Origin of the sequence: Domibacillus sp. A3M-37 (assembly GCF_024213455.1) — a bacterium.
Taxonomy (GTDB): Bacteria; Bacillota; Bacilli; order Bacillales; family Domibacillaceae; genus Domibacillus; species Domibacillus tundrae.
The window spans coordinates 1-18,519 of the sequence record NZ_JANAVL010000024.1 but is presented as its reverse complement, the minus strand read 5'-3'; the positions used below and the strand labels follow the sequence as shown (position 1 = coordinate 18,519).

At 37.2% G+C, this 18,519-nt stretch carries 19 protein-coding genes and 2 pseudogenes; 9 read left to right on the top strand and 12 right to left on the bottom strand.

Features of this window, described 5'->3' with window-relative positions; translation table 11 throughout:
• Positions 1-4: 4 nt before the first annotated feature.
• Positions 5-1,462, top strand: coding sequence for a glycoside hydrolase family 10-like protein (locus NLX67_RS20145; protein ID WP_254313218.1), 1,458 nt, complete (start codon positions 5-7; stop codon positions 1,460-1,462).
• Between the two features lie 736 nt (positions 1,463-2,198).
• Positions 2,199-2,807 carry a hypothetical protein gene (locus tag NLX67_RS20140; RefSeq protein WP_254313217.1) on the top strand — a complete coding sequence of 203 codons (609 nt, stop codon included), beginning with the start codon at positions 2,199-2,201 and terminating at the stop codon, positions 2,805-2,807.
• Between the two features lie 248 nt (positions 2,808-3,055).
• On the opposite strand, the gene NLX67_RS20135 is transcribed toward NLX67_RS20140, so the two are convergent.
• The 5 genes from NLX67_RS20135 to NLX67_RS20115 all read right to left on the bottom strand — a co-directional run bounded on the left by NLX67_RS20135 (position 3,056) and on the right by NLX67_RS20115 (position 5,909).
• Complete coding sequence (locus tag NLX67_RS20135; RefSeq protein ID WP_254313216.1) at positions 3,056-3,268, bottom strand: hypothetical protein; 213 nt, start codon at positions 3,266-3,268, stop codon at positions 3,056-3,058.
• Positions 3,265-3,954, bottom strand: coding sequence for a hypothetical protein (locus NLX67_RS20130; protein ID WP_254313215.1), 690 nt, complete (start codon positions 3,952-3,954; stop codon positions 3,265-3,267). The genes NLX67_RS20135 and NLX67_RS20130 overlap by 4 nt, the downstream gene beginning before the upstream one ends.
• Before the next feature lie 254 nt (positions 3,955-4,208).
• Complete coding sequence (locus NLX67_RS20125; protein ID WP_309143156.1) at positions 4,209-4,505, bottom strand: M23 family metallopeptidase; 297 nt, start codon at positions 4,503-4,505, stop codon at positions 4,209-4,211.
• Positions 4,506-4,786: 281 nt separating this feature from the next.
• Positions 4,787-5,137: a hypothetical protein gene (locus NLX67_RS20120; protein ID WP_254313213.1), complete on the bottom strand. Its 351-nt coding sequence runs from the start codon at positions 5,135-5,137 to the stop codon at positions 4,787-4,789.
• Positions 5,121-5,909: a ParA family protein gene (locus NLX67_RS20115; protein WP_254313212.1), complete on the bottom strand. Its 789-nt coding sequence runs from the start codon at positions 5,907-5,909 to the stop codon at positions 5,121-5,123. Before NLX67_RS20115 ends, NLX67_RS20120 begins: the two co-directional genes overlap by 17 nt.
• 2,570 nt (positions 5,910-8,479) lie before the next feature.
• Between NLX67_RS20115 and NLX67_RS20110 the strand changes: the two genes are divergently transcribed.
• The 3 genes from NLX67_RS20110 (at position 8,480) to NLX67_RS20100 (ending at position 11,352) form a co-directional block, all read left to right on the top strand.
• Complete coding sequence (locus tag NLX67_RS20110) at positions 8,480-9,307, top strand: ParA family protein (RefSeq protein ID WP_254313211.1); 828 nt, start codon at positions 8,480-8,482, stop codon at positions 9,305-9,307.
• On the top strand, positions 9,300-9,662 hold the full coding sequence (locus NLX67_RS20105; protein ID WP_254313210.1) for a hypothetical protein: 363 nt from the start codon (positions 9,300-9,302) through the stop codon (positions 9,660-9,662). The genes NLX67_RS20110 and NLX67_RS20105 overlap by 8 nt, the downstream gene beginning before the upstream one ends.
• A 694-nt stretch (positions 9,663-10,356) precedes the next feature.
• Complete coding sequence (locus NLX67_RS20100) at positions 10,357-11,352, top strand: helix-turn-helix domain-containing protein (protein ID WP_254313209.1); 996 nt, start codon at positions 10,357-10,359, stop codon at positions 11,350-11,352.
• 982 nt (positions 11,353-12,334) lie between these two features.
• Here NLX67_RS20100 and NLX67_RS20095 read toward each other — a convergent pair.
• From NLX67_RS20095 to NLX67_RS20085, 4 genes are all read right to left on the bottom strand, one after another.
• Positions 12,335-12,991: a 2OG-Fe(II) oxygenase gene (locus tag NLX67_RS20095; protein ID WP_254313208.1), complete on the bottom strand. Its 657-nt coding sequence runs from the start codon at positions 12,989-12,991 to the stop codon at positions 12,335-12,337.
• A gap of 496 nt (positions 12,992-13,487) precedes the next feature.
• Positions 13,488-13,784, bottom strand: a complete 297-nt coding sequence (locus tag NLX67_RS23345) for an ATP-binding protein (RefSeq protein WP_483863876.1) — start codon at positions 13,782-13,784, stop codon at positions 13,488-13,490.
• A 26-nt stretch (positions 13,785-13,810) separates the two neighbouring features.
• Positions 13,811-14,023: a hypothetical protein gene (locus tag NLX67_RS20090; protein ID WP_254313207.1), complete on the bottom strand. Its 213-nt coding sequence runs from the start codon at positions 14,021-14,023 to the stop codon at positions 13,811-13,813.
• A 26-nt stretch (positions 14,024-14,049) separates the two neighbouring features.
• Positions 14,050-14,946, bottom strand: a complete 897-nt coding sequence (locus NLX67_RS20085; RefSeq protein WP_254313206.1) for a histidine kinase dimerization/phospho-acceptor domain-containing protein — start codon at positions 14,944-14,946, stop codon at positions 14,050-14,052.
• Here NLX67_RS20085 and NLX67_RS20080 point away from each other — a divergent pair.
• A pseudogene (locus NLX67_RS20080) lies at positions 14,927-15,235 on the top strand (transposase); the annotation flags it as partial. The gene NLX67_RS20085 and the pseudogene NLX67_RS20080 overlap by 20 nt on opposite strands.
• A 194-nt stretch (positions 15,236-15,429) precedes the next feature.
• Here NLX67_RS20080 and NLX67_RS20075 read toward each other — a convergent pair.
• The 3 genes and pseudogenes from NLX67_RS20075 to NLX67_RS20065 form a co-directional block, all read right to left on the bottom strand.
• Positions 15,430-16,002 carry an MEDS domain-containing protein gene (locus tag NLX67_RS20075; protein ID WP_254313205.1) on the bottom strand — a complete coding sequence of 191 codons (573 nt, stop codon included), beginning with the start codon at positions 16,000-16,002 and terminating at the stop codon, positions 15,430-15,432.
• Positions 16,003-16,228: 226 nt separating this feature from the next.
• Positions 16,229-16,402 (bottom strand): annotated as a pseudogene (locus NLX67_RS20070) (helix-turn-helix domain-containing protein); the annotation flags it as partial.
• 334 nt (positions 16,403-16,736) lie between these two features.
• Entirely contained in the window at positions 16,737-17,027 is a 291-nt protein-coding gene (locus NLX67_RS20065) for a hypothetical protein (RefSeq protein ID WP_254313203.1), read from the bottom strand.
• Positions 17,028-17,419: 392 nt separating this feature from the next.
• On the opposite strand from NLX67_RS20065, the gene NLX67_RS20060 reads away from it, so the two are divergent.
• The 3 genes from NLX67_RS20060 to NLX67_RS20055 all read left to right on the top strand — a co-directional run bounded on the left by NLX67_RS20060 (position 17,420) and on the right by NLX67_RS20055 (position 18,272).
• The gene (locus NLX67_RS20060; protein WP_254313202.1) at positions 17,420-17,590 is read left to right on the top strand and encodes a hypothetical protein; all 171 of its coding nucleotides are present in this window, start codon (positions 17,420-17,422) and stop codon (positions 17,588-17,590) included.
• Positions 17,587-17,712: a hypothetical protein gene (locus NLX67_RS22920; protein ID WP_256520029.1), complete on the top strand. Its 126-nt coding sequence runs from the start codon at positions 17,587-17,589 to the stop codon at positions 17,710-17,712. Before NLX67_RS20060 ends, NLX67_RS22920 begins: the two co-directional genes overlap by 4 nt.
• Before the next feature lie 413 nt (positions 17,713-18,125).
• The gene (locus tag NLX67_RS20055) at positions 18,126-18,272 is read left to right on the top strand and encodes a hypothetical protein (RefSeq protein WP_254313201.1); all 147 of its coding nucleotides are present in this window, start codon (positions 18,126-18,128) and stop codon (positions 18,270-18,272) included.
• Positions 18,273-18,519: the final 247 nt, after the last annotated feature.

The window sequence follows — 18,519 nt, the reverse complement described above, 5'->3', positions numbered from 1 at the left end:
TTCAGTGCCGCCAAAAAGAGAAATGCGGGCGGCATGGATTGCGACAGTGCAAAACAGTGATATGAAGGCCGGAATGAATAAATCCCAGTATACCGCCTGGGTGCGCCAGACACTGGATCAGTTAAAGGCCAGCAAGTTCAATGCGGTCATTTATCAGGTGAAGCCGGCAAGTGATGCGCTGTATCCATCGAAGCTGGCTCCTTGGTCGTCTTACATCACCGGAAAAAAACAGGGGACAAGCCCAGGCTATGATCCGCTGCTGATTATGATTCAGGAAGCGCACAGCCGCGGCATGGAGCTGCATGCCTGGATTAATCCGTACCGCGTCACGATGCCGGAGCAGGCGCTGACAAGCCTTTCATCTCAGAATGCAGCGCGCAAGAATCCGGGCTGGGTCGTGAAATATGGAAAGCAATATTATTTAAATCCGGGTCTTCCAGAGGTGCAAAACTACCTGATTTCCTCTATAAAGGAACTGGTAGCGAATTATGATATTGATGCAGTTCATATGGACGACTACTTTTATCCATACAAAATTAAGAATGAATCATTTCCAGACCAAGCAGCCTTTAAAAAATATGGAAAATCGTTTAAAAACATAGCAGACTGGCGCCGTAATAATGTCAATCAGCTGGTGAAGAATATTTATTCCACGATCAAGGCGACGAAACCGCATGTTCAATTTGGTATTTCACCATTTGGTGTCTGGCGTAATAAATCGCTTGATCCAACAGGAAGTGCAACACAAGCCGGGGTTAATAATTACGATGATTTATATGCAGACACACGGACATGGATTAAGCAAGGAACCATCGACTACATTACACCGCAGATTTACTGGTCGAAAAAGTTGTCAGCCGCGAAATATCATGTACTCCTGAATTGGTGGAGCAATGAAGTGAAAACATACGCGAAGGTTCACCCGGTTCACCTTTACACGGGCCTAGCTGATTATAAAGTCGGCCAGGATTCTGATCCCGCGTGGAAAAACAAAATGGAGTTGCCGAACCAGATCGTATCGAATCGGGCAGACAAAATGGCAAAAGGCCAAATGCACTTTTCCTTGAAGAGCATACAGAAAAATTCGCTTGGCTACGCAACGATTCTGAAGCAGCAGCTTTACAATTACACTGCTATGACTCCCGAAATGGCCTGGAAAGATCCTGCGCAGCCTGGAAAACCAACTGCTGTACAGGTAAAAAAAGAAGCTGACGGCAGAAAGATAGAGATTCTGGATCAAAATAGCAAACAGCCGAGAAAATACGTGATCTATCGTTTTGCCGGAAGTAAAGAAGGATCCTATGAAGATGCGCGCAACATTGCAGGTATTGTGTACAACACAAACGGAAAGACGGCATTTCTAGATAAGGGAGCGCGGTCTGACCGCAAGTATACGTATGGCATTACTTCGTTGTCCGCATCTGGCGTAGAGAGCAAGAGTGCTTATGTTGTGAAAGAATGAATTCATAAGTTCAAAACTGAGACGTTTTTTAGCAAGTACGGAAGAAGTCAGGCGGTGCCCGGCTTCTTTTTGGGTTTTACTTTATCCCTGTGTTTCAGAGAAAGAGTATGCGTTGATTTAAAATAGAGGTTGATCGTTTATTTAACTGAAAGCAGTTGACCGACAATCATGGTATTTATAGCATTAATAGAAGCCTGAGCGCTGGCATCCGCCATCCGCTGCTTTTACCGTACAAGTTTCTCCTTTATAAGCTGCTTGAATTTTTAATTCCCCAAATAATTCCTTGCCTTTCGACACGTTGCTGATGGCATAGGTCATTAAGGATATTATGCCGGACCGCCCACATGGTACTAAACAGCAACATCTTTAATTAAATTCTTTCTATTTCTAAATGGTATTACGTGGCTTTTGGCTATATTTTAGCGGAAAAACATATAATTTCTGCAACAAGTAATTTAACGCAGTATATAAACAAGCAGCCAACTTTAACAGAGCCTTTCGGAAAAAATCAAAAAAATTGAATAATCCTCATGGAGGACGATAATAAACCAGACGGAGTCTTTACTCCTTAAAATGTATCGCCAATTTCGAGTAATGAAGCGGGATTCTTTTTTATCACCGGTGACAATAGGATAAATATTTCTTCTTTTTCGCCTAATGAGCAGCGATAATTACACAAGACTGATAAGCAACTAAAATCTTCTAGGACAGTAAAGCTAATAAGGCAGGTGATGTTATGGAAACAAGAGAAGAAACAAAAACAAGCAGAAAGAAAAAACTAGAGGAATTGGACATAACGATCTTTAAGCTGCTCCCTTCTGCTAAGCCGCCTATGTTTCATGGATACACAATAAGGAACACTGTCAACCGTTACTTCTGGGGAAAGAAATTGCGTCCTTTCGTATTGGAGCAGCAAGGAAAAAAGTGTTCTATTTGTGGCTGGACACCTGAACATGAGACTGAAATGAGGCACCTTCACTTGCATGAAATAGAGGAATACGATTTCTCCAATAAAGCATGCCATTTGATCGCCATTCAACTCATTTGCAGGAAATGTCACTCGTTCCAACATATCATGCGGACTGAGTTAGTTTCGACAAAGGAACAGTGGAAGGGTTTGATGCAGCATTTCATTCGTGTAAATGGCTGCTCTTCTGAAATTGTAAAAGATTTTGATTTGGTAATAGTTAAGGCTCTAGAATTAGAAGGACATAAAGTAGAGAGGATAAGAGTACGCTCTTTAAAGGAGATATATGGGCTGGCGGAAAAGCCCGTACGATTCACCATCCATCCCTCATGCCGAAGAATTAAAAAAGCAAGTAGAAAAGAAAGGATTACTGCATGAATCCGAGCTGCAAGATTGACTGTATTGTTTCAAGGCATCAGCTGCTGCGTACTCAGTGCGCGGTACTTGTAGAGCATGTGCAGCATCTCCACATCACGCGGCTGAATCCTCTTTACCACCTGTTTTCCGCTCACTTTCTTCACCCTTTTCTTGTGCTGAGCCGGGATTGTTTAGTTTCACTCAATTCTCCATGCTTCCGAATTGGTTCAACTAAACCTATTCTTTTGAACCAATCCGGCAACACCGGTTCAAAACATGATCGCACCAGCCGTTTTCCTTTCTTTTTTGGGTAAGAACGTGGGCTTTTCGTTCATTCCTTGCTTGATTGCTGTAATAATAAGGCGCCAGCATGCTTTTTTCAGGTAAGAATGGGCAGGTAAGATCTGGTCCCCCCTTTTTGCCCCCGCAGTTCTTACCCGGAAAATCCTCTGTTTTTCAGATCGGTTCTTACCTGTTTTCAATTCCAAATCTGCCGGTACTCTTCTGATGCCTCAACAGGGATTTCTTTGGTTTTTTCCTCTTCACTCTTTCTGTTTTTTTGACAATCTGTTTCGTCAAAAATGGCTGCTTTTAATATCGCATCCGGCTTGAAGATTTCGTATCGGTGATGACGCTCCATGTACGCAAGAAAATCGGTAAAATTCTCTCGTGCTAATACATACATCTGCACATGATCACCATGAGGATCATGGAAGCCCTCTTCCATTACGGCAAGATGACGCCAGCTATCATCCGTTATTAAGCCTGTCTGCCTGATGGCATCCATCAAAAATTTGCGGTTTCGATTGTCAAGATCGCGGATTATTTGGTCTTTAAAATAGTAAATGATGAATATCGCTGCCTTATCAAATGTTTTTTCAAAAGGAAGCTGCCCACAAGCTTCAAAAGTGGCCCGAAAATAATAATGGCGTATGGCTGCTCTGTACTTTCCATCCTGCTGATAAAGCGGAAGCACACCTTCATAGGCGAATTGATAGACGGGATAGCCATTCACCGCTAACGTCTTTGCCTTCGCGCCAGGATAAACAGTAGAAATGGGCGGAAGCATCGCATTATCATCCAGTTCAAGAATCCTCGCCATTACATCACTTTTCAGCATCTCCATGTTTCGCAGCAGTTCCTTTAATCCTTCCACTTTCTCTTTCACCACACTCACCTCCTCTCATGACGTTAAATATGCTTTCATTCTTGAAAGAACAAGGGTAAAAAAACAGAACGTCGGATACTTATTTTGGTGGCACACCAAAAACCTCTTACGTCTGACGTTGAGATGCAAAAAACGTATTCTAATAAAGGTTTACTGGCTTGAAAATGTCCGACACCGAAGATTCCTGCGTCAGACGTTTTCGATGAAAACCTTCCTGTAATGGCTTTCCTGCATCGTATAACGTCCTGAAGCCATTAGTTATTTACTTTGGTCGAAAAATCTTTTACATAGCCCATTGGATCAACCGCTTCTCCGTTTATCCGCACTTCAAAATGAAGATGTACACCATATGAATGGCCGGTGTTGTCCATGGTGCCGATTTGCTGTCCTGCTTTAACGGTGGTGCCGGCAGGGATCCCTTTTTTGCTCATATGCCCGTAGCGGGTAGTCACTCCATTTCCATGATTAATGATCACTAAATAGCCGTACCCTTTACCGGTCATTAAAGACACAATCGGCTTGTTTAGGTCATTCCCGCCTGCAATATCAATCCCAGTATGAAGTTTGCCCCAGCGCTTTACATAAATAATAGAAGAAATTTGTGTTGATAGAATCTTTAGTCAATGAACGGGCTATAAAATATGGCAGAGGAAGATCTGGCAAATCTCAGAAAACAATAAATAATTGCTTCAAGCGGGAGAAGGAATTGATTTGGAAGTATTGAAAAAACCGAAACCTCTTTTCATACTTATGTCTACATATCTATATAAATACATTTCTACAAGTATATATGTATTTATGTAGATATGTATTTTCACAGACGTTATATTACTCATTTTAATACACTCTTTAAAAAGTTATTAATCAGCTCTGACTTAGCCCCCTTTCCATGCTCCTTGCCGAACTTGTCTAATTTTTTGGCCACGTCTTCATCAATATAAGCACTAATCTGCCGCTTTATCATAGGCTTTGGTTTCTTCGTTACCGAATGAAGAATTTCTCCTACACTATTGTTTAAAGCAGATCGATAATTTTTGCTTTCACTGCTACTGGAGTTATTTTCACTCTTACTGCTTACTTCCTGATTCGTCACATCCTTCGTTTCTTCTTCTGTATTTACTGCAGCACCTGTCGTTGAAGCCACTGCACCAAACCCTGCCAGCCCTTTACCTTGCTTGTTCATTTTCTTTAATCTCCTTCCATAGTTCAAAATAGCTTTTGGCAATGTCAGTCGATTTTTTGGCTAAGGTGGCCGGCACTTTTTCATAAGCCACGCTGCTTGCAAACCGGATGCTTCGCGGGATATACGAATCAAACAAATGAATCTGGCTTTCAGTACAATATTTCCGTGTCTCCTGCATGACTTCCTGATGGAGGATGGTTTGAAAATTCACCATTGTTCCGACCACGCCCAGCACTTTTAAATCCTGATTATATTGTGCTTTAAAATCATCTATCGTCCCCAATACTTTCACTAATGAACGCATGGAGTAGCTTTCCGGTGAGAAAGGAATCAGCACAGAATCGGCAAAAGCAAACACATTTCCAACCATCAGTGAAAGGGACGGCGGTGTATCAATTAAAATGTAATCGTACCCTTCTCTTAAAGCGCTGCATGTTTTTTTCATAATAGAAAAAGGTGCTTTATACTTTTTGCTTTTGCCAATTACCTCAAAATCAAATCCAATCAAATCATCATTCGCTGGCAGGATATCTAAGTTTTTATAAACATTCACTACAGCATCAGCTGGTTTAAGGTTTTTAATAAGGACATCGTATAAGCTGACCTCAAATTCATCTGGATTTTTGCCAAATGTCAATGCCACATTGCTCTGATTGTCTGCGTCAATGATAAGGACACTTTTTCCTTCTGCTGCGAGTACCCCTGCTAAATTTGTTGCTGTGGTCGTTTTCAATGACCCGCCCTTGTTATTGTTGACAGCAATCACTCTCATCCTGTTACCACCCTTCTTCCTGTTCAAATTACTTGAAAACCCACTAATATTTATTCTATTAATCATGCCTTCTTATTATTCACGGCAATAAATATTTCGATGTTAGTACCTGATCAATTTGCAAATAAATTCTTAGGGTCAGTATCAGCATTTTTACTAGTACGATTTATGACCGGCTATTGATACTAATATTAGTACTGATATTCATATGGATATCCTGTGTAGTAAAAATCCTCATGTAGTTTTTGATATTTTGACTTAAGTCAAAGTTAGGATGTAAAAAGAATACATGATTGTAATGGATCTATATTTGGAACATAGAGTCAGCAGCCTGGTTTTTTTAAAATCAACTTTTTATTCAACAGTCTCATTAATATTGGTATGAATGTTAGTACTAACATTCATATTTTTCTCAATAAAAACTTTTCTTTAGTATTTAATATTCTGACTTAAATTAAAGTTAAGGTGTAAACAAACTTATCTTTGTTATGAATCAACATATTAAATATCCAGTCAGCAACACAGTCATTTTAACAATTGATTTTTCATTCCACATCCAACTTAGTACAGAGCATTTTATAAAAATTGAAATAATGATTCTTTTTAAATTTGTATAGGATACGTAGTGCGTCTTGAGACACTGATTATTTTTGGATTAATTACATTACTCATTACCAACAAAATAATCTATTCATATCAATATCATCCCCAAATTAAACTTCTCTTTCGTCTACATATATATTTATATATGCGTATACATTTCTACTTGTATTTAAGTATACGTGTATACTTAAAAATCCAATGAATGCTTTAGACAGTTATGATGCTTGGACAATTGTCGTCATTATACTTTAAGTACTAATAACAGTATTAATATTGACATTAAGGAAAGAGGAAGTATAAAAAAACCAAGACTAAAAAGTGAAATGATCCAGCAGTGCCTGTTACTGAGACAATATCTGAATTAAGTCAAAATCGGCCCCTCGTACAAAAACACAGAAAATCCCGGACTTCATGAACAGAACAGCCCATTGTTCGCCATGATGATCCCAGATATCTGAACACAAGTGTGAATAAAATAAAAAAGTAATTTGGTTCGACTGTAAGGATGTCAAGACTTTCCTTATCCGTTACCCGCGAATATACCGATTATCTTAGGAATCTTTAATTTAATAAAAATGGTTTTTTGTATATGTAGAACTGGTGTAAATAAAAAGGCAGCTGATTCCCAATCTACACATATACATATATATATATGTATATGTGTAGATGTGTAGATTTGCTTAATGCCTTGATCACTAATGAAGCTGGCCAAACGACATCATTAGATTTTTTGTTACTAATGTCATTATTAATATTAGGGACAGTGAAAATATTCAAAGAATACAGGAGCATAAATTAAAGTAATACGACAAGCAGAGCTTTATAGAAAAAAAACCTTCGCATCAAGTCAGCTTTACACGCCAAAATAAAAACATGAAAAATCTCAACCAATATGATTCGAACTTTCCTTCATTCATTACGAGTAGGGTTTAAATGTAAGTATGGATTTAAAAAGAAGGGATTGGTTTCTAATCCCGCTGGTTAATATGGATAGTCTCCTCAATAACCAGCGGATACAGATATGATCTTGTCTCAACGAACTTAATTCATTTTTTCATATGCCGAGACAGTACAATGAGAGAAGCAGCCGGTTTGTCAACACATATACATGTATATGTGTTGATTTGTAGATGTGTAGATAAACTCTTCAATTTAAACAGTTGGTCATTTAGTCAAACCTTGTACTATATTTTTTTGTTACCAGTATCAGTATTAATATTGATACTAAGAACAGCGTACACATTAAAGAGTAAAGAAGAAGAATTTCTACTTCGCGTTTTTTAGTTAGTTAGACGAGAAGAGTTCATCTGTGTAAGTATAAAGGGTGCTGCCAAAATAAATATGCATGCTGTGAGACCTTTTTGCAGAAGGCTCTTTGAAATCGGAGGATATGGGCTTATGGCAGGAAATGCGTCTACTGTGTAAATCCTTAGCTTTGAATCAACTGGTCCAGTTAACGAAAATCAAATAGTCATCTCAACATATAAGTATTTTTTGTTTTCTTCGCAGGAACTAAGGGTGGCGCTTGCTTCATGATGGCGGACACACTGGTCTTTGTATGAATTCCCTTTTCAAGCTTTAGATAAGCCGGTAAAGCTCAACTAAGCCTTTAATAGAGAGATTAAATTTCATTGCTAGTTTAAAAGAAGAAACCTAAAAGGCCTATTTGTCGTTATTTATATACTGAAAGAGACCTGTAAATATTGGCTGTTGCATGTCTTAACCCTCAGTGTTTAGAGGAACGGCTTTTAGTATAGGTTTACAATAAATCATATACAATAATACAAATCTACATGTATATATGTAGATTTGTATTATTGTATATGTGTTTTAAACGTGAAAGCAGCAGGCTTCTTCGACAAAAAAACTCGATTTTAACAAGACTTGTAAGTTAAAAAGTGATATGATGATTTCAAATAATACAAATGTCTACATGTATACTGTAGATAAAAAGGAGAGTAGCTGCAATGTCGAGACCATGTACTGTTGTTACATTTGGAAATTTTAAAGGTGGAACGGGTAAAACAACAAATAGCACCATGATTGCTTATACGTTATCAAACATGGGATACAAAGTTCTATTAAGCGATCAGGATCCACAAGCGAATGCAACAAGTCTTTATCTGCGTACTAAAGCTCTCATTTCGGATGAAATCGTTTCGTTTGATCGGACTCTCATGACTGCCATTCAAGCAGAAGATTTATCGAGCATTGTCACTGAAGTGAAAGAAAATTTATACTTGCTGCCAAGCTTCAGTGATTTTGCGCTATATCCAAAGTTTCTCGAAAAGAAATTTCCTAAGAACCTGGATCGCGTTCAATATTTCTCTACACTGTTGGAGCCTTTGAAAAAAGATTTTGATTTCATTTTTATCGATGTACCGCCGACTATTTCTGATATTACCGATTCGGCCTTATATGCTTCCGATTTTGTGGTTGTCGTACTTCAAACCCAGGAGCGCAGTTTACAAGGGGCGGAAATGTTTACAAAATATCTTCAGTCGTTAATTGACGACTATGATGCTCATATGGATATCTTAGGCATTTTGCCTGTTCTTTTAAAGAACGGTGCGCCTGTTGACATTGCCACTCTCGAAAATGCAAAAGAGATTTTTGGCGAACATAATATTTTTGAGACTTTAGTCAAAAACATGGAACGGTTAAAGAGGTATGACATTACAGGAATTTCAGATGAAGATATGCATGACAAAAAAGTTATGAAGAGCTATCGTGAAGTGACAGACGAGTTTATCAAACGTTGGGAACAAGAAGTAGGAGTGATGAATAATGTCTGATTTATTAAAAAAGAAACCAAGTAAGCTATTAAATAGAGGAAAGCAGATTACGCCAAATACGACCTTCTCTTTAGACAATGAAAACAGCAAGCCGGTCAACACAGTACCAGTACCAGAACCGGAAAAGAAGGAAATCGCAGCAAAAACGAAGAAAGTACAGCCTGGGACTACAACGGTTCGGGTAAGTACGACAACGAAAGAGAGGTTAAATGGCCTTGTGACACTCGGTATTGCTGAAAGTGTCGACAGCCTTTTGGAGATTTTGGTGGAGGAATACCAAACCAATTACCTTACAAAAGAACAAAGAAAACAATATTCCCTAATTCTTGATATATACGCCAGTAGAAAAAAATAACAAATTCAGCAAAAAAACGATCCCAAAAGCTGGGATCGTTTTTGAATTTTTCTTTAAATTCGCTAAAAAAACCAAATTTTTTTATGGAAAAATCAGAAAATCAAAACAGTAGATTTATAGATATGTGGATAAGTAGATTTATCTACTTATAACATTGTAGACTTATCTACAATGTTAAACATTGAGCAAAGTTATCCACAGACTAAAACCTTATTATATCAAGCTTGAGAAGGGATTAAATCTACATGTATACAAATTAAAATAATTATAATTTGTATACATGTAGATATGTACACTTGTAATTTAGTATACATATCTACTACATTAAAAAACTGCCTTGAACCCTATTGCTATGCGATATTTTATTGTTTACAATTTAAATCAATAAGAGCTGACCGAGTCGTACAGGTAAAGTGAATGTCGGAAAGCTTATAAGAATTTAATATGAAAATAAAAAGGCAAAAGCGTGTTATAAAGATGCTACCAACATCTTTACAACCGTCCACCGTGAACCAACCACGGTAAACACCTGCTTTCACCTTCTTAAATACTACTCTATTTATATGTATATTCTACGATAAATAGACCGTGTTTTCAAGAAGAAAATCTTTCTGCTGCAGATCGATGGCGTGTTTACTTTACTGGTATATGGTAAATGCGCCTTTTTGTTTTCGTGAAACGGAGGCAAAACTAAATGACTGTAAGCAAAGTAATTTCAATCAGTGAATTCAAAGAAATGAATAATTACATTCCACTTGCAAAAAACCATCAAGAACAGCAGACCCTAAAGCTGGATCTTCTAAAATCAGTTGAAGCTGTTTATGGTGAAAGATATTACCGTTTGAAAGAGGGAACAAGAAAAGCAATCGATATGATGTGCTGGCTTGCTGCCGAGAAGGGGTTTTTCTTTGCTAGTGACGATTACTTGGCGGCCCGCTACGGTGTTTCAGATAAAACAATCCGTAACATTTCAAAAAAGCTTCGTGATCATGGTCTAATTCAAACCATCTATCGGCGTTCGAGCACACAAAATGGACTTAGTGCTCCGATTCATTTATTTACAGCTCATCCTTATTTCGATCACTGGAAAGAAGTGTTCACATTAGAGGATTGCCAAGCTGATTGCCAAGCTAAAAAAGCCGATATCCTTTGTGAGAGTAAGGTAGAACCACCCAAAAAAGTTTCTACCAAGTATTTATCTTTTAATAAAAATCTTTTAAAGATCTTACGTAAGGAAAATCGTCTTGGTCATACCTTTACACCTAAAAATATTCCTCGAGAATTTGTGAACACTGTTAAACCATTTTTTGATGACGCTACAGACATTTATACCCTGTGGGGAAAAGCACTGCTTGCTTATAAAAAATTCAGCCTTGTATACACGCTGGAACACTATGTTGAAGTTGTAATAGATGGTTTCAAACAGTCGGTGTTTGCGTATAAGCAAAGAAGAATCCGGAAAGATTTCAATGGCTATTTTTATGGCACACTGTTTAAATTGTTTACTTATAAAAAGCGTGAAGAAACTTTTGCGAACCATCCAACTATTTTTAATTGGCTGGAAGATCATGAAGAAACTGTTTCCTTGAACCAAGAAATCAAGAAAAAGAGCTGGCGCCAAGAAATAGAAGATTTAATGGAAAAAGAAAACCAACGGCTAGGGGCGAATGTGGAAGAAATCCCTTATTGACTTGAGTTAATTTTTGAATATTGAATTTTGCAATATGTGTTAAATTCAAATATTAAAAAGTATAAAGACGTTCGTAAAACGTTTTTTCCTCAAAATGCAGGGACTCTTTTATATGGAGATAGGTCTTGCCGTAAATACTTTGGATGATCGTAATGGTTGCTGCAACAAAAGTCGTCCTATTTTGGCAGGACGAGACTTTTCATCATACTCGATACCTGCTGACTCTATATCCTGGTCACATTGTGGTTTTTGATCTATCAGTTGAGATTTTGTGAATGAAGCCTGTAAGGGCCATTATCCTTTTTTTTCCTGATAGTTCTTTGCTTCAGGAAGCTTGCATGTTCGTTTTAAAGCTGTCTCTTTTCATTTTTAAAGGATACGCTGCTTCTTTACTAGCTTCTCTCTAATGTGGAGAAAAATTTCTGGTTTTTGTATATTGTTCCGTCTGATCGAATGCCAAAGCCTTTTAGGAGGACGAATGAACGGGTTTTTGCTTTTCTGAAAGGGTGGGGTGGGGAAACGAAGTAGTGACCGGAAAGATTCCGTCCTGACTGTGGCGCTCAAAATACGCCCTTTCACTTCACGATTTTTCGCCTATCGGAAAACGTCATGCTTTAGCGGCTTGGTGGGCCGGTCCAAAACAGACACGTTGTTGTTCGTCTATTTCGTTGTATACGGCTGCATAGGGTTGTTTTGAAAGAATCTTGTATATAAATCTGCGAGATGTTTTACGGAGTACTGAATAGAGATGTTGTACGTCAGTGCTTTATCGGTGTTCGTATAAGCATCTTTTCACTTTATTAAAAATTAGTTGAACACAAAAGGGGCACAGCCAATCGTCTTGGAGATCAGGAGTTTTTTGAAAGTACGATCTAAATATTTAAATCTACATATATACAAATCTACATGAATATTTGTATATATGTAGATAAAACCAATGGATGAGGTCATACGGTCTTTATTTATTCTATACCTCTTGTGTTTATCTTAATTTTTGCCTTCTCATCCATTGTGTTGCAATCCACTTTTCCCCAGCGATAACGGGTGCTCCACCATGCAAAGTTTGTTCATTTACGTTTTTATCGTTATAGAAATATTCGAAATACACCGCCATTCCCTTTTGTGGGGATACTGAAAAATTTAGTTTAGGAAAAAAGGTTTCTCCGCCTTGCTCTACATCATTTAAGTACATGACGAGTGTGCTGATTCTATTATTTTTTGCTGCTTTGCTTGTTGGTGAAAAAAAATCAAAATGAGCTTTATACTCTTGGCCAGGAGTATAGTTAAGAATTTGAATACCATCCCCATGTTCAATAGGTATATTCATAATAGATGATATTCTTTTTTCAACTTTGGTAATGATATCGTTTTCATTTTCTTGGAAAAACATGCCACTGCTTGTTCTTATCTCATTTACTTCGCGTGCGGCTCCAATTTTTGAACGCTGCATTTTGTCTTTTGACAATGTAATTAGCTCAACACATTCTTCGTCACTCAAAACATTTCCTAAAATAACTATCAATGGTTCTTCTAATCGGGCAATAATATTAATTTCTCTATCTTCAGTTTGAATATTATTTCCAATGTGATTAAAAATAGTTTGTTCTTTAATGGTTGATTGTTCACTATCTATTATCAACTTTCGTCAGCTCCTTAAAAGACTTAATTTTCAGAACTATTTATTTATTTTTTGTAAGCGGTTAACTATGATAACTATATCATAAATTTAGTTCAAATTTCCAAATTGTTGTTACATGAACAGAAACTAATAATCCCTTGTTGAAGAGGATGCATATAAGTGTTCAACCCGTGAGGCTATAAAATGATGCCGCATTTTCAAATTGTCGTTTTGCATACGCATGTATTGGTGTAATAGTGAAGAAACCTACACCGGTTACTCTGTTTATGTTCCAAGAAATGTTATGTGAGAACAAGTTAGTTAATTTTAAATTATCCTTCGTCAACTACAGTGTGCGTTAGTTGACGAAGGATATGATTGGCTCAATTTAACCATAACCAATAAGCAAAAGCCGTATCAGTCATTGCGCTGAAACGGCTTTTTATTTTAAGTAGGATATAGAATAAAACATCATCGCAGCAAGAGGAAAAGTTCTAAGAAAAAGAAAAAACCTGTCCTAAAAAAAGGACTGGTTTGAGAAAAAATTGTTTTTTAATTTGCGGGCACTCCTTTTCAGAAGAAGGAAGAGATCGACACCGCTATATAGTTTCTTCAAATTGCTATGTCTAATCCTTCTACTGTTGGAAGCAGGACAGTAAAACTTGTGCCTTTGCCTGGATGGAGTACTATCAACATATATATCGCCGTCCATAGCTTTCACAACACTATAGACAACCATCGTGCCAAGTCCAGTTCCTATATCTTTTGTGGTAAAGAAGGGACTGCCTAAACGCTCATGTTGTTCTTCATTCATCCCAACCCCTGTGTCTGCTATAGTAATTACGGCATTGCTTTTAAAGCGTTTAGCTCGACTTTTAATTTTCCACCTTGAGGCATAGCTTCAATACCATTTTTCACGATATTTATAAGGCACTGATGAAGTTTTTCCTTTTCACCGGCACTATAAATGGTTTCTTCTAAACTCATTTCAATTTCCACATTATTTATAGCGGCATAAGGTTCAATGAAATTTTTGATACTGGTTAGTTCCATGGGAAGGTCCAATACCTTTACGTTTTCTAGAGAAGGCTTTGCAAAGGTAAGGTAAGGTAATCCGTGATAATAGATTCTGCTTTTTCTAATGCATCCAAAGCGGTAATCATGTAGTATTCCTTATCTTGTTCAGAAAGACCGGGATTGCGTAATAATTGAATAAAGCCTTTTGTAACAGTCAAAGGATTTCGAACTTCATGAGAAATACTAGCAGCAATAGTGCTAACAGTTTTTAGCTTTTCAAGCTTAGCTATTTCTTTAGAGAGGATAAGGTCCTTTTTTGCTTTTTCAGTAAACCAAACACAAAATAATACTCCTATCGCTTGAATAGTTACGATAGTAAGGGTGTATATAAGAAATTCTACTGTAATAGTAAGCGATAAAAAGAGTGTGTTTAATGACATTGTAGAAGATGCTGCAAGCACAGAAATACCAAGAGTAATCCATAACTTCTTTTTTAAATTCACGGTGTTTTTGAAGAAAGGAACAACGATATACAATAAAATAAGCTGCAACGAATAAACACAGAAGGCCAGGGTGAAGTCAGGAACCTCTAAGTAAAAGCGATAGCCCAGCAAAATTCCTGTTAAGACAAGAGCCACCCGGTGGCCTTCATACAAGGCTCCTACAATTAAAGGAATTTGGCGAAAATCATTAGGAAATTCCTTTATAACTATGATAGGGAAGGTCAGAGAAAAAACGATAGAAACTCCACACACAAGAATAATTATGAATGCATCGGTAAATTTGTTTGTTTTTCTTTCGAGAAATTTAAAGTAAATCGTAAAACAAAAATAAATAAAAAGTATATTCAGTAAGCTAGACTGAATATTAGCAGAGAGCGTACAATATCTTGTGTAAATGAATAAATAGAAAAAAGAAGGCCTTTTCTTGTAGAATTGAATCACCACAACAAAATTCACAGAAAAGAGGCCTTCGCGTAGGAATCAGTTTACAACAGATATCGTCGATGCTCTAGTAAAAAAACAAGATATTACGGAAGTATTTCGTGCACATTTAGAAACAGCGGTCAACACGCTGCTGGCAACGGAATTGACCTCCCTTTTAGATGATGAAAAATACGACCGGATTGGCTTTAACTCAGGAAATTCCCGTAACGGTGCTTATTCCCGAACGCTGCACACCCCCGAGTACGGCGATCTGGAGATGAAGATTCCCCGTGACCGTAACGGCGAGTTTAAGCAGCAGACTAAATGACGGTCTATAAGAAAAGGGATTTCGTCATTTACACAAAATTCTTGACGGTCCCTATAAAAATAATAAATACAGGCTGCAGCGTGTTATTTTTTATTTAATCCTCGTTTCTTAGTAACTTTCCAAATCTGCAGCATTTCCTCCAGCTGATCCTCGGGTGCTTCTTTCATCTCATTGAAGAGGGTAAATCTTCAGCTATGTTTTTTCGCTTTTTGGTATAAGTCGGAAGGGAGAAGTCCATCTTCTGACAATACATATTCATGACATTTCATTAATGCCGTTTTGAGTGAGTCAGGCACTCTTTCTTCATCATAAGCACAGATTAAACACAATCCATGTTCAGTAACCAATTGATCTGCTTCATTTTCAAATTCTTCTAGTATGGTTAAGATTTCTTCTTGCTCACTCCATTCGACATGTGCCCAGATTCGGAAAGAGATGTTATTTTCATAGAAAGGATTTAATGTTTTAGAGAGATATTCAAAAATTGTAGGAGGGTGAAAACTTCCGCTTGAAAAATAATAATCAAAGTTATTAACAGTATGTATATGTGTCAGTTGTTCCTTTGTTAAAACACTTTCCAATTCCTTATCCAGCAAGGAGAGCACTCTTTCGTTTTCTATCACCAAGATGTGTTCGCCTTGCTTAACACCTGAAAGAATGTATGAAACAAGGTTATTTATATAAAGTTCCAGCTTGGTCACACTATAAAAAATATGGGCAGTGTTGTTCTCTTTCATCAATTGAGAGAATTCGTTTTCCATTCCATCACTCCTTTTGGTTTGTTTTCTTATTAAATAATTAGTAAGCAATATACAAAAAGTACCAGTCGGTATGTAAAAATAATACACGCCGCAGCGTGTTATTTTTTATTTAATTCTCGTTTTTTGATGATTTCTCAGAACTCGCGTAATTCCTCAATCTGTTCTTCTGGTGAATCGGCCATTTCTTTAAAGAAGAGGTTGAGTTGTGGATTGTTAAAAAACTCTATCATTTCTTTGTCATCATTGGATAAATCACTTGTAGCGGCATTGCTTTTTTACCTGTAATTAAATAGTCAATCGACACAGAAAAATGCTCAGCAAATTTTTGAAGAGTTTCATAATCAGGCTTTCTTTCATTTCTTTCGTACATCCCGATTGTACTCTCGCTTAAGTCAAAAAGCTTTCCAAATTCTTATTGTGATTTTTTTGTTTCTTGACCTAGCCGTAGCGCTTTTAGTTGCTCGCCTAATGTTTTCATAAGTTAATCACCTACAAATAATAATAACAAGTTATGTGTTAATTTTCGAAATAATCGCATGAAATATGTTAGAAACACGAATTGTGTGGATTATGATTAAATCATAGACAGCACATAACGTACGGAAAGGGTGGTGGAAATGAATAAAGAAAGTGGACAGAAACTTATAATTTTACGAGGTGATGAATCTCGCGAAAAAGCGAGTACTGAAATAGGTATTAGCATTAGTGCATTACAACTGCTAACTCAGTAGTAATTACAATACAAAATATAGAAAATAATCTGTTAGAGAGAGAAGCAGCCTTACAAAACCAAGCAGAAGGAGAGCTAAAACCAGGCTGAAAATAGCGAGAAACTTCTTCTCACTTCTTTTAAGCAAAGCGATCAAACTTAAAGTAATGACTATTATGATGCCTGTATAAAGGGCAAATATCAGATCGAAGGGTATTGGAACAAGAGCATATATCACTGGTAAAGCAGCTAATAATATACCTAAAATAAATGCTGTATAACTGAGCCATGAATACTTTTTAGCTTGTATTATCATTTTCCCCCTCCTTTTTCATTTTATGAAATATATTTATCACATTTTTGTCTTTCTAATGGGCATTTTATGCTGCTGAAAAATTTTTGATACAATCGTGGAATTTTGGCTTATCTGCATTTTACTGTATGAGTATCATCAAACGAATTATATAAACGAATGAAAATAAATTGTTAATAGTTCGAAAAAACAAGTCATTCGTCATTAAGACCAATATTAGTACTAATGTCAGTATTAATATTGATACTCGTAGCAATGAAAGGAAGTGGCAGGCGTGAACTGTGTTAGGCGTAAAAAAGAAAGCACTGAAAAGGAACACGATGCCGGTAAATATTTTCACGGCGAATCATTAGGTGAGTACTGGTGCAGAAAATGCGGATTTGAGGAAAAATGAAATGACCTATCGTGGAGCGATAATTGAGCAGCAGTGGACGCCGGAAGAAGTGGCGGCATATTACAAGAAGTTTGAAGCAAAGCGCCCCGCCTATGTTAGAGAAGCAAATGAACGACTGGGAACCGTTTCTCGTCGCGGGGAAAACATACAGTCAACTCGAACGGAAATTTGAGTAAGGCGGAGTACGAGAAGTTTGGTGCAAATGGATTGAGCGATGAACACATTTTAGCGAAGTATCAGGATTTAACGCCGGAACGCTTAGAGATGGCGAAGAAGCGGTGGGGATTTGCATAAAAAAACAGCCAGGCGGGGGCCTGACTGCAGAAATGGTTTTGAGTTGTAGGATTTGGGTTGTGGAACTAACAATACCAGTATGAACCACCTAATAAAAATTTATACAAAAAAAGCCGGGATAGGACCCGGCTAAGAAATGGTTAAGACTATTTCAAGATTTGAAATTTAAAACACTACTCTCATTATGAACCATTGAAACTCTTTTTATACAAGAAAATCAATATTTTTACCTTATAAGGAGTGTAAACCATGAAACATAAATACACAATCACAAACGACACTCACAAAGCTTAATATTGGCTTATGAAACAAGACATTATGACAGGCTGAATGAGATTGCTTACCTTTGGGGAAAAATAGACAAACACAATCATACCAGGAAAAGCTGAACGTGAAGCATCGGAGGAACAATCTTGAAATACCTGTCCCTGTTACTCACAATTGTTATTTTTTTCGCAGTCGCCGATTACACAGAGTCGGGCGTTAATGTAGTGAGCGCATCAGCATCAATCGTAACCGTCATATTAATTGCATTATTTATAGGGTTGTTCCGCAAGTGACGAGAATTTAATTCGATAAAAGATGGGATTTACTTTGAAATAAGCAGTGAAGGGATTTTTGTTTTGGTTAACGTATGCGTTTCTGATAGGATTAGAAGTTTTCGGGGTCTATTTGTGTATACAATGTTGGATAATGCTGGTGTAACCAATAAATACACAAAAGACCGGCTCCCCGAAGGAAACTGGTCTGGATTAAAGTTATTAGTATAAGCCGCTTTTGCCGTTGAATAGAAGAAAGTTTTAAACC

What these genes read in the sequence shown, in the direction of transcription:
- NLX67_RS20140 (WP_254313217.1), top strand. Translation starts at nt 2,199, where the DNA reads ATGGAAACAAGAGAAGAAACAAAAACAAGCAGAAAGAAAAAACTAGAG.
- NLX67_RS20120 (WP_254313213.1), bottom strand. Translation starts at nt 5,137, where the DNA reads ATGAACAAGCAAGGTAAAGGGCTGGCAGGGTTTGGTGCAGTGGCTTCA.
- NLX67_RS20115 (WP_254313212.1), bottom strand. Translation starts at nt 5,909, where the DNA reads ATGAGAGTGATTGCTGTCAACAATAACAAGGGCGGGTCATTGAAAACG.
- NLX67_RS20110 (WP_254313211.1), top strand. Translation starts at nt 8,480, where the DNA reads ATGTCGAGACCATGTACTGTTGTTACATTTGGAAATTTTAAAGGTGGA.
- NLX67_RS20105 (WP_254313210.1), top strand. Translation starts at nt 9,300, where the DNA reads ATGTCTGATTTATTAAAAAAGAAACCAAGTAAGCTATTAAATAGAGGA.
- NLX67_RS20100 (WP_254313209.1), top strand. Translation starts at nt 10,357, where the DNA reads ATGACTGTAAGCAAAGTAATTTCAATCAGTGAATTCAAAGAAATGAAT.
- NLX67_RS23345 (WP_483863876.1), bottom strand. Translation starts at nt 13,784, where the DNA reads ATGAATGAAGAACAACATGAGCGTTTAGGCAGTCCCTTCTTTACCACA.
- NLX67_RS20090 (WP_254313207.1), bottom strand. Translation starts at nt 14,023, where the DNA reads ATGGAACTAACCAGTATCAAAAATTTCATTGAACCTTATGCCGCTATA.
- NLX67_RS20075 (WP_254313205.1), bottom strand. Translation starts at nt 16,002, where the DNA reads ATGGAAAACGAATTCTCTCAATTGATGAAAGAGAACAACACTGCCCAT.
- NLX67_RS20065 (WP_254313203.1), bottom strand. Translation starts at nt 17,027, where the DNA reads ATGATAATACAAGCTAAAAAGTATTCATGGCTCAGTTATACAGCATTT.
- NLX67_RS20060 (WP_254313202.1), top strand. Translation starts at nt 17,420, where the DNA reads ATGACCTATCGTGGAGCGATAATTGAGCAGCAGTGGACGCCGGAAGAA.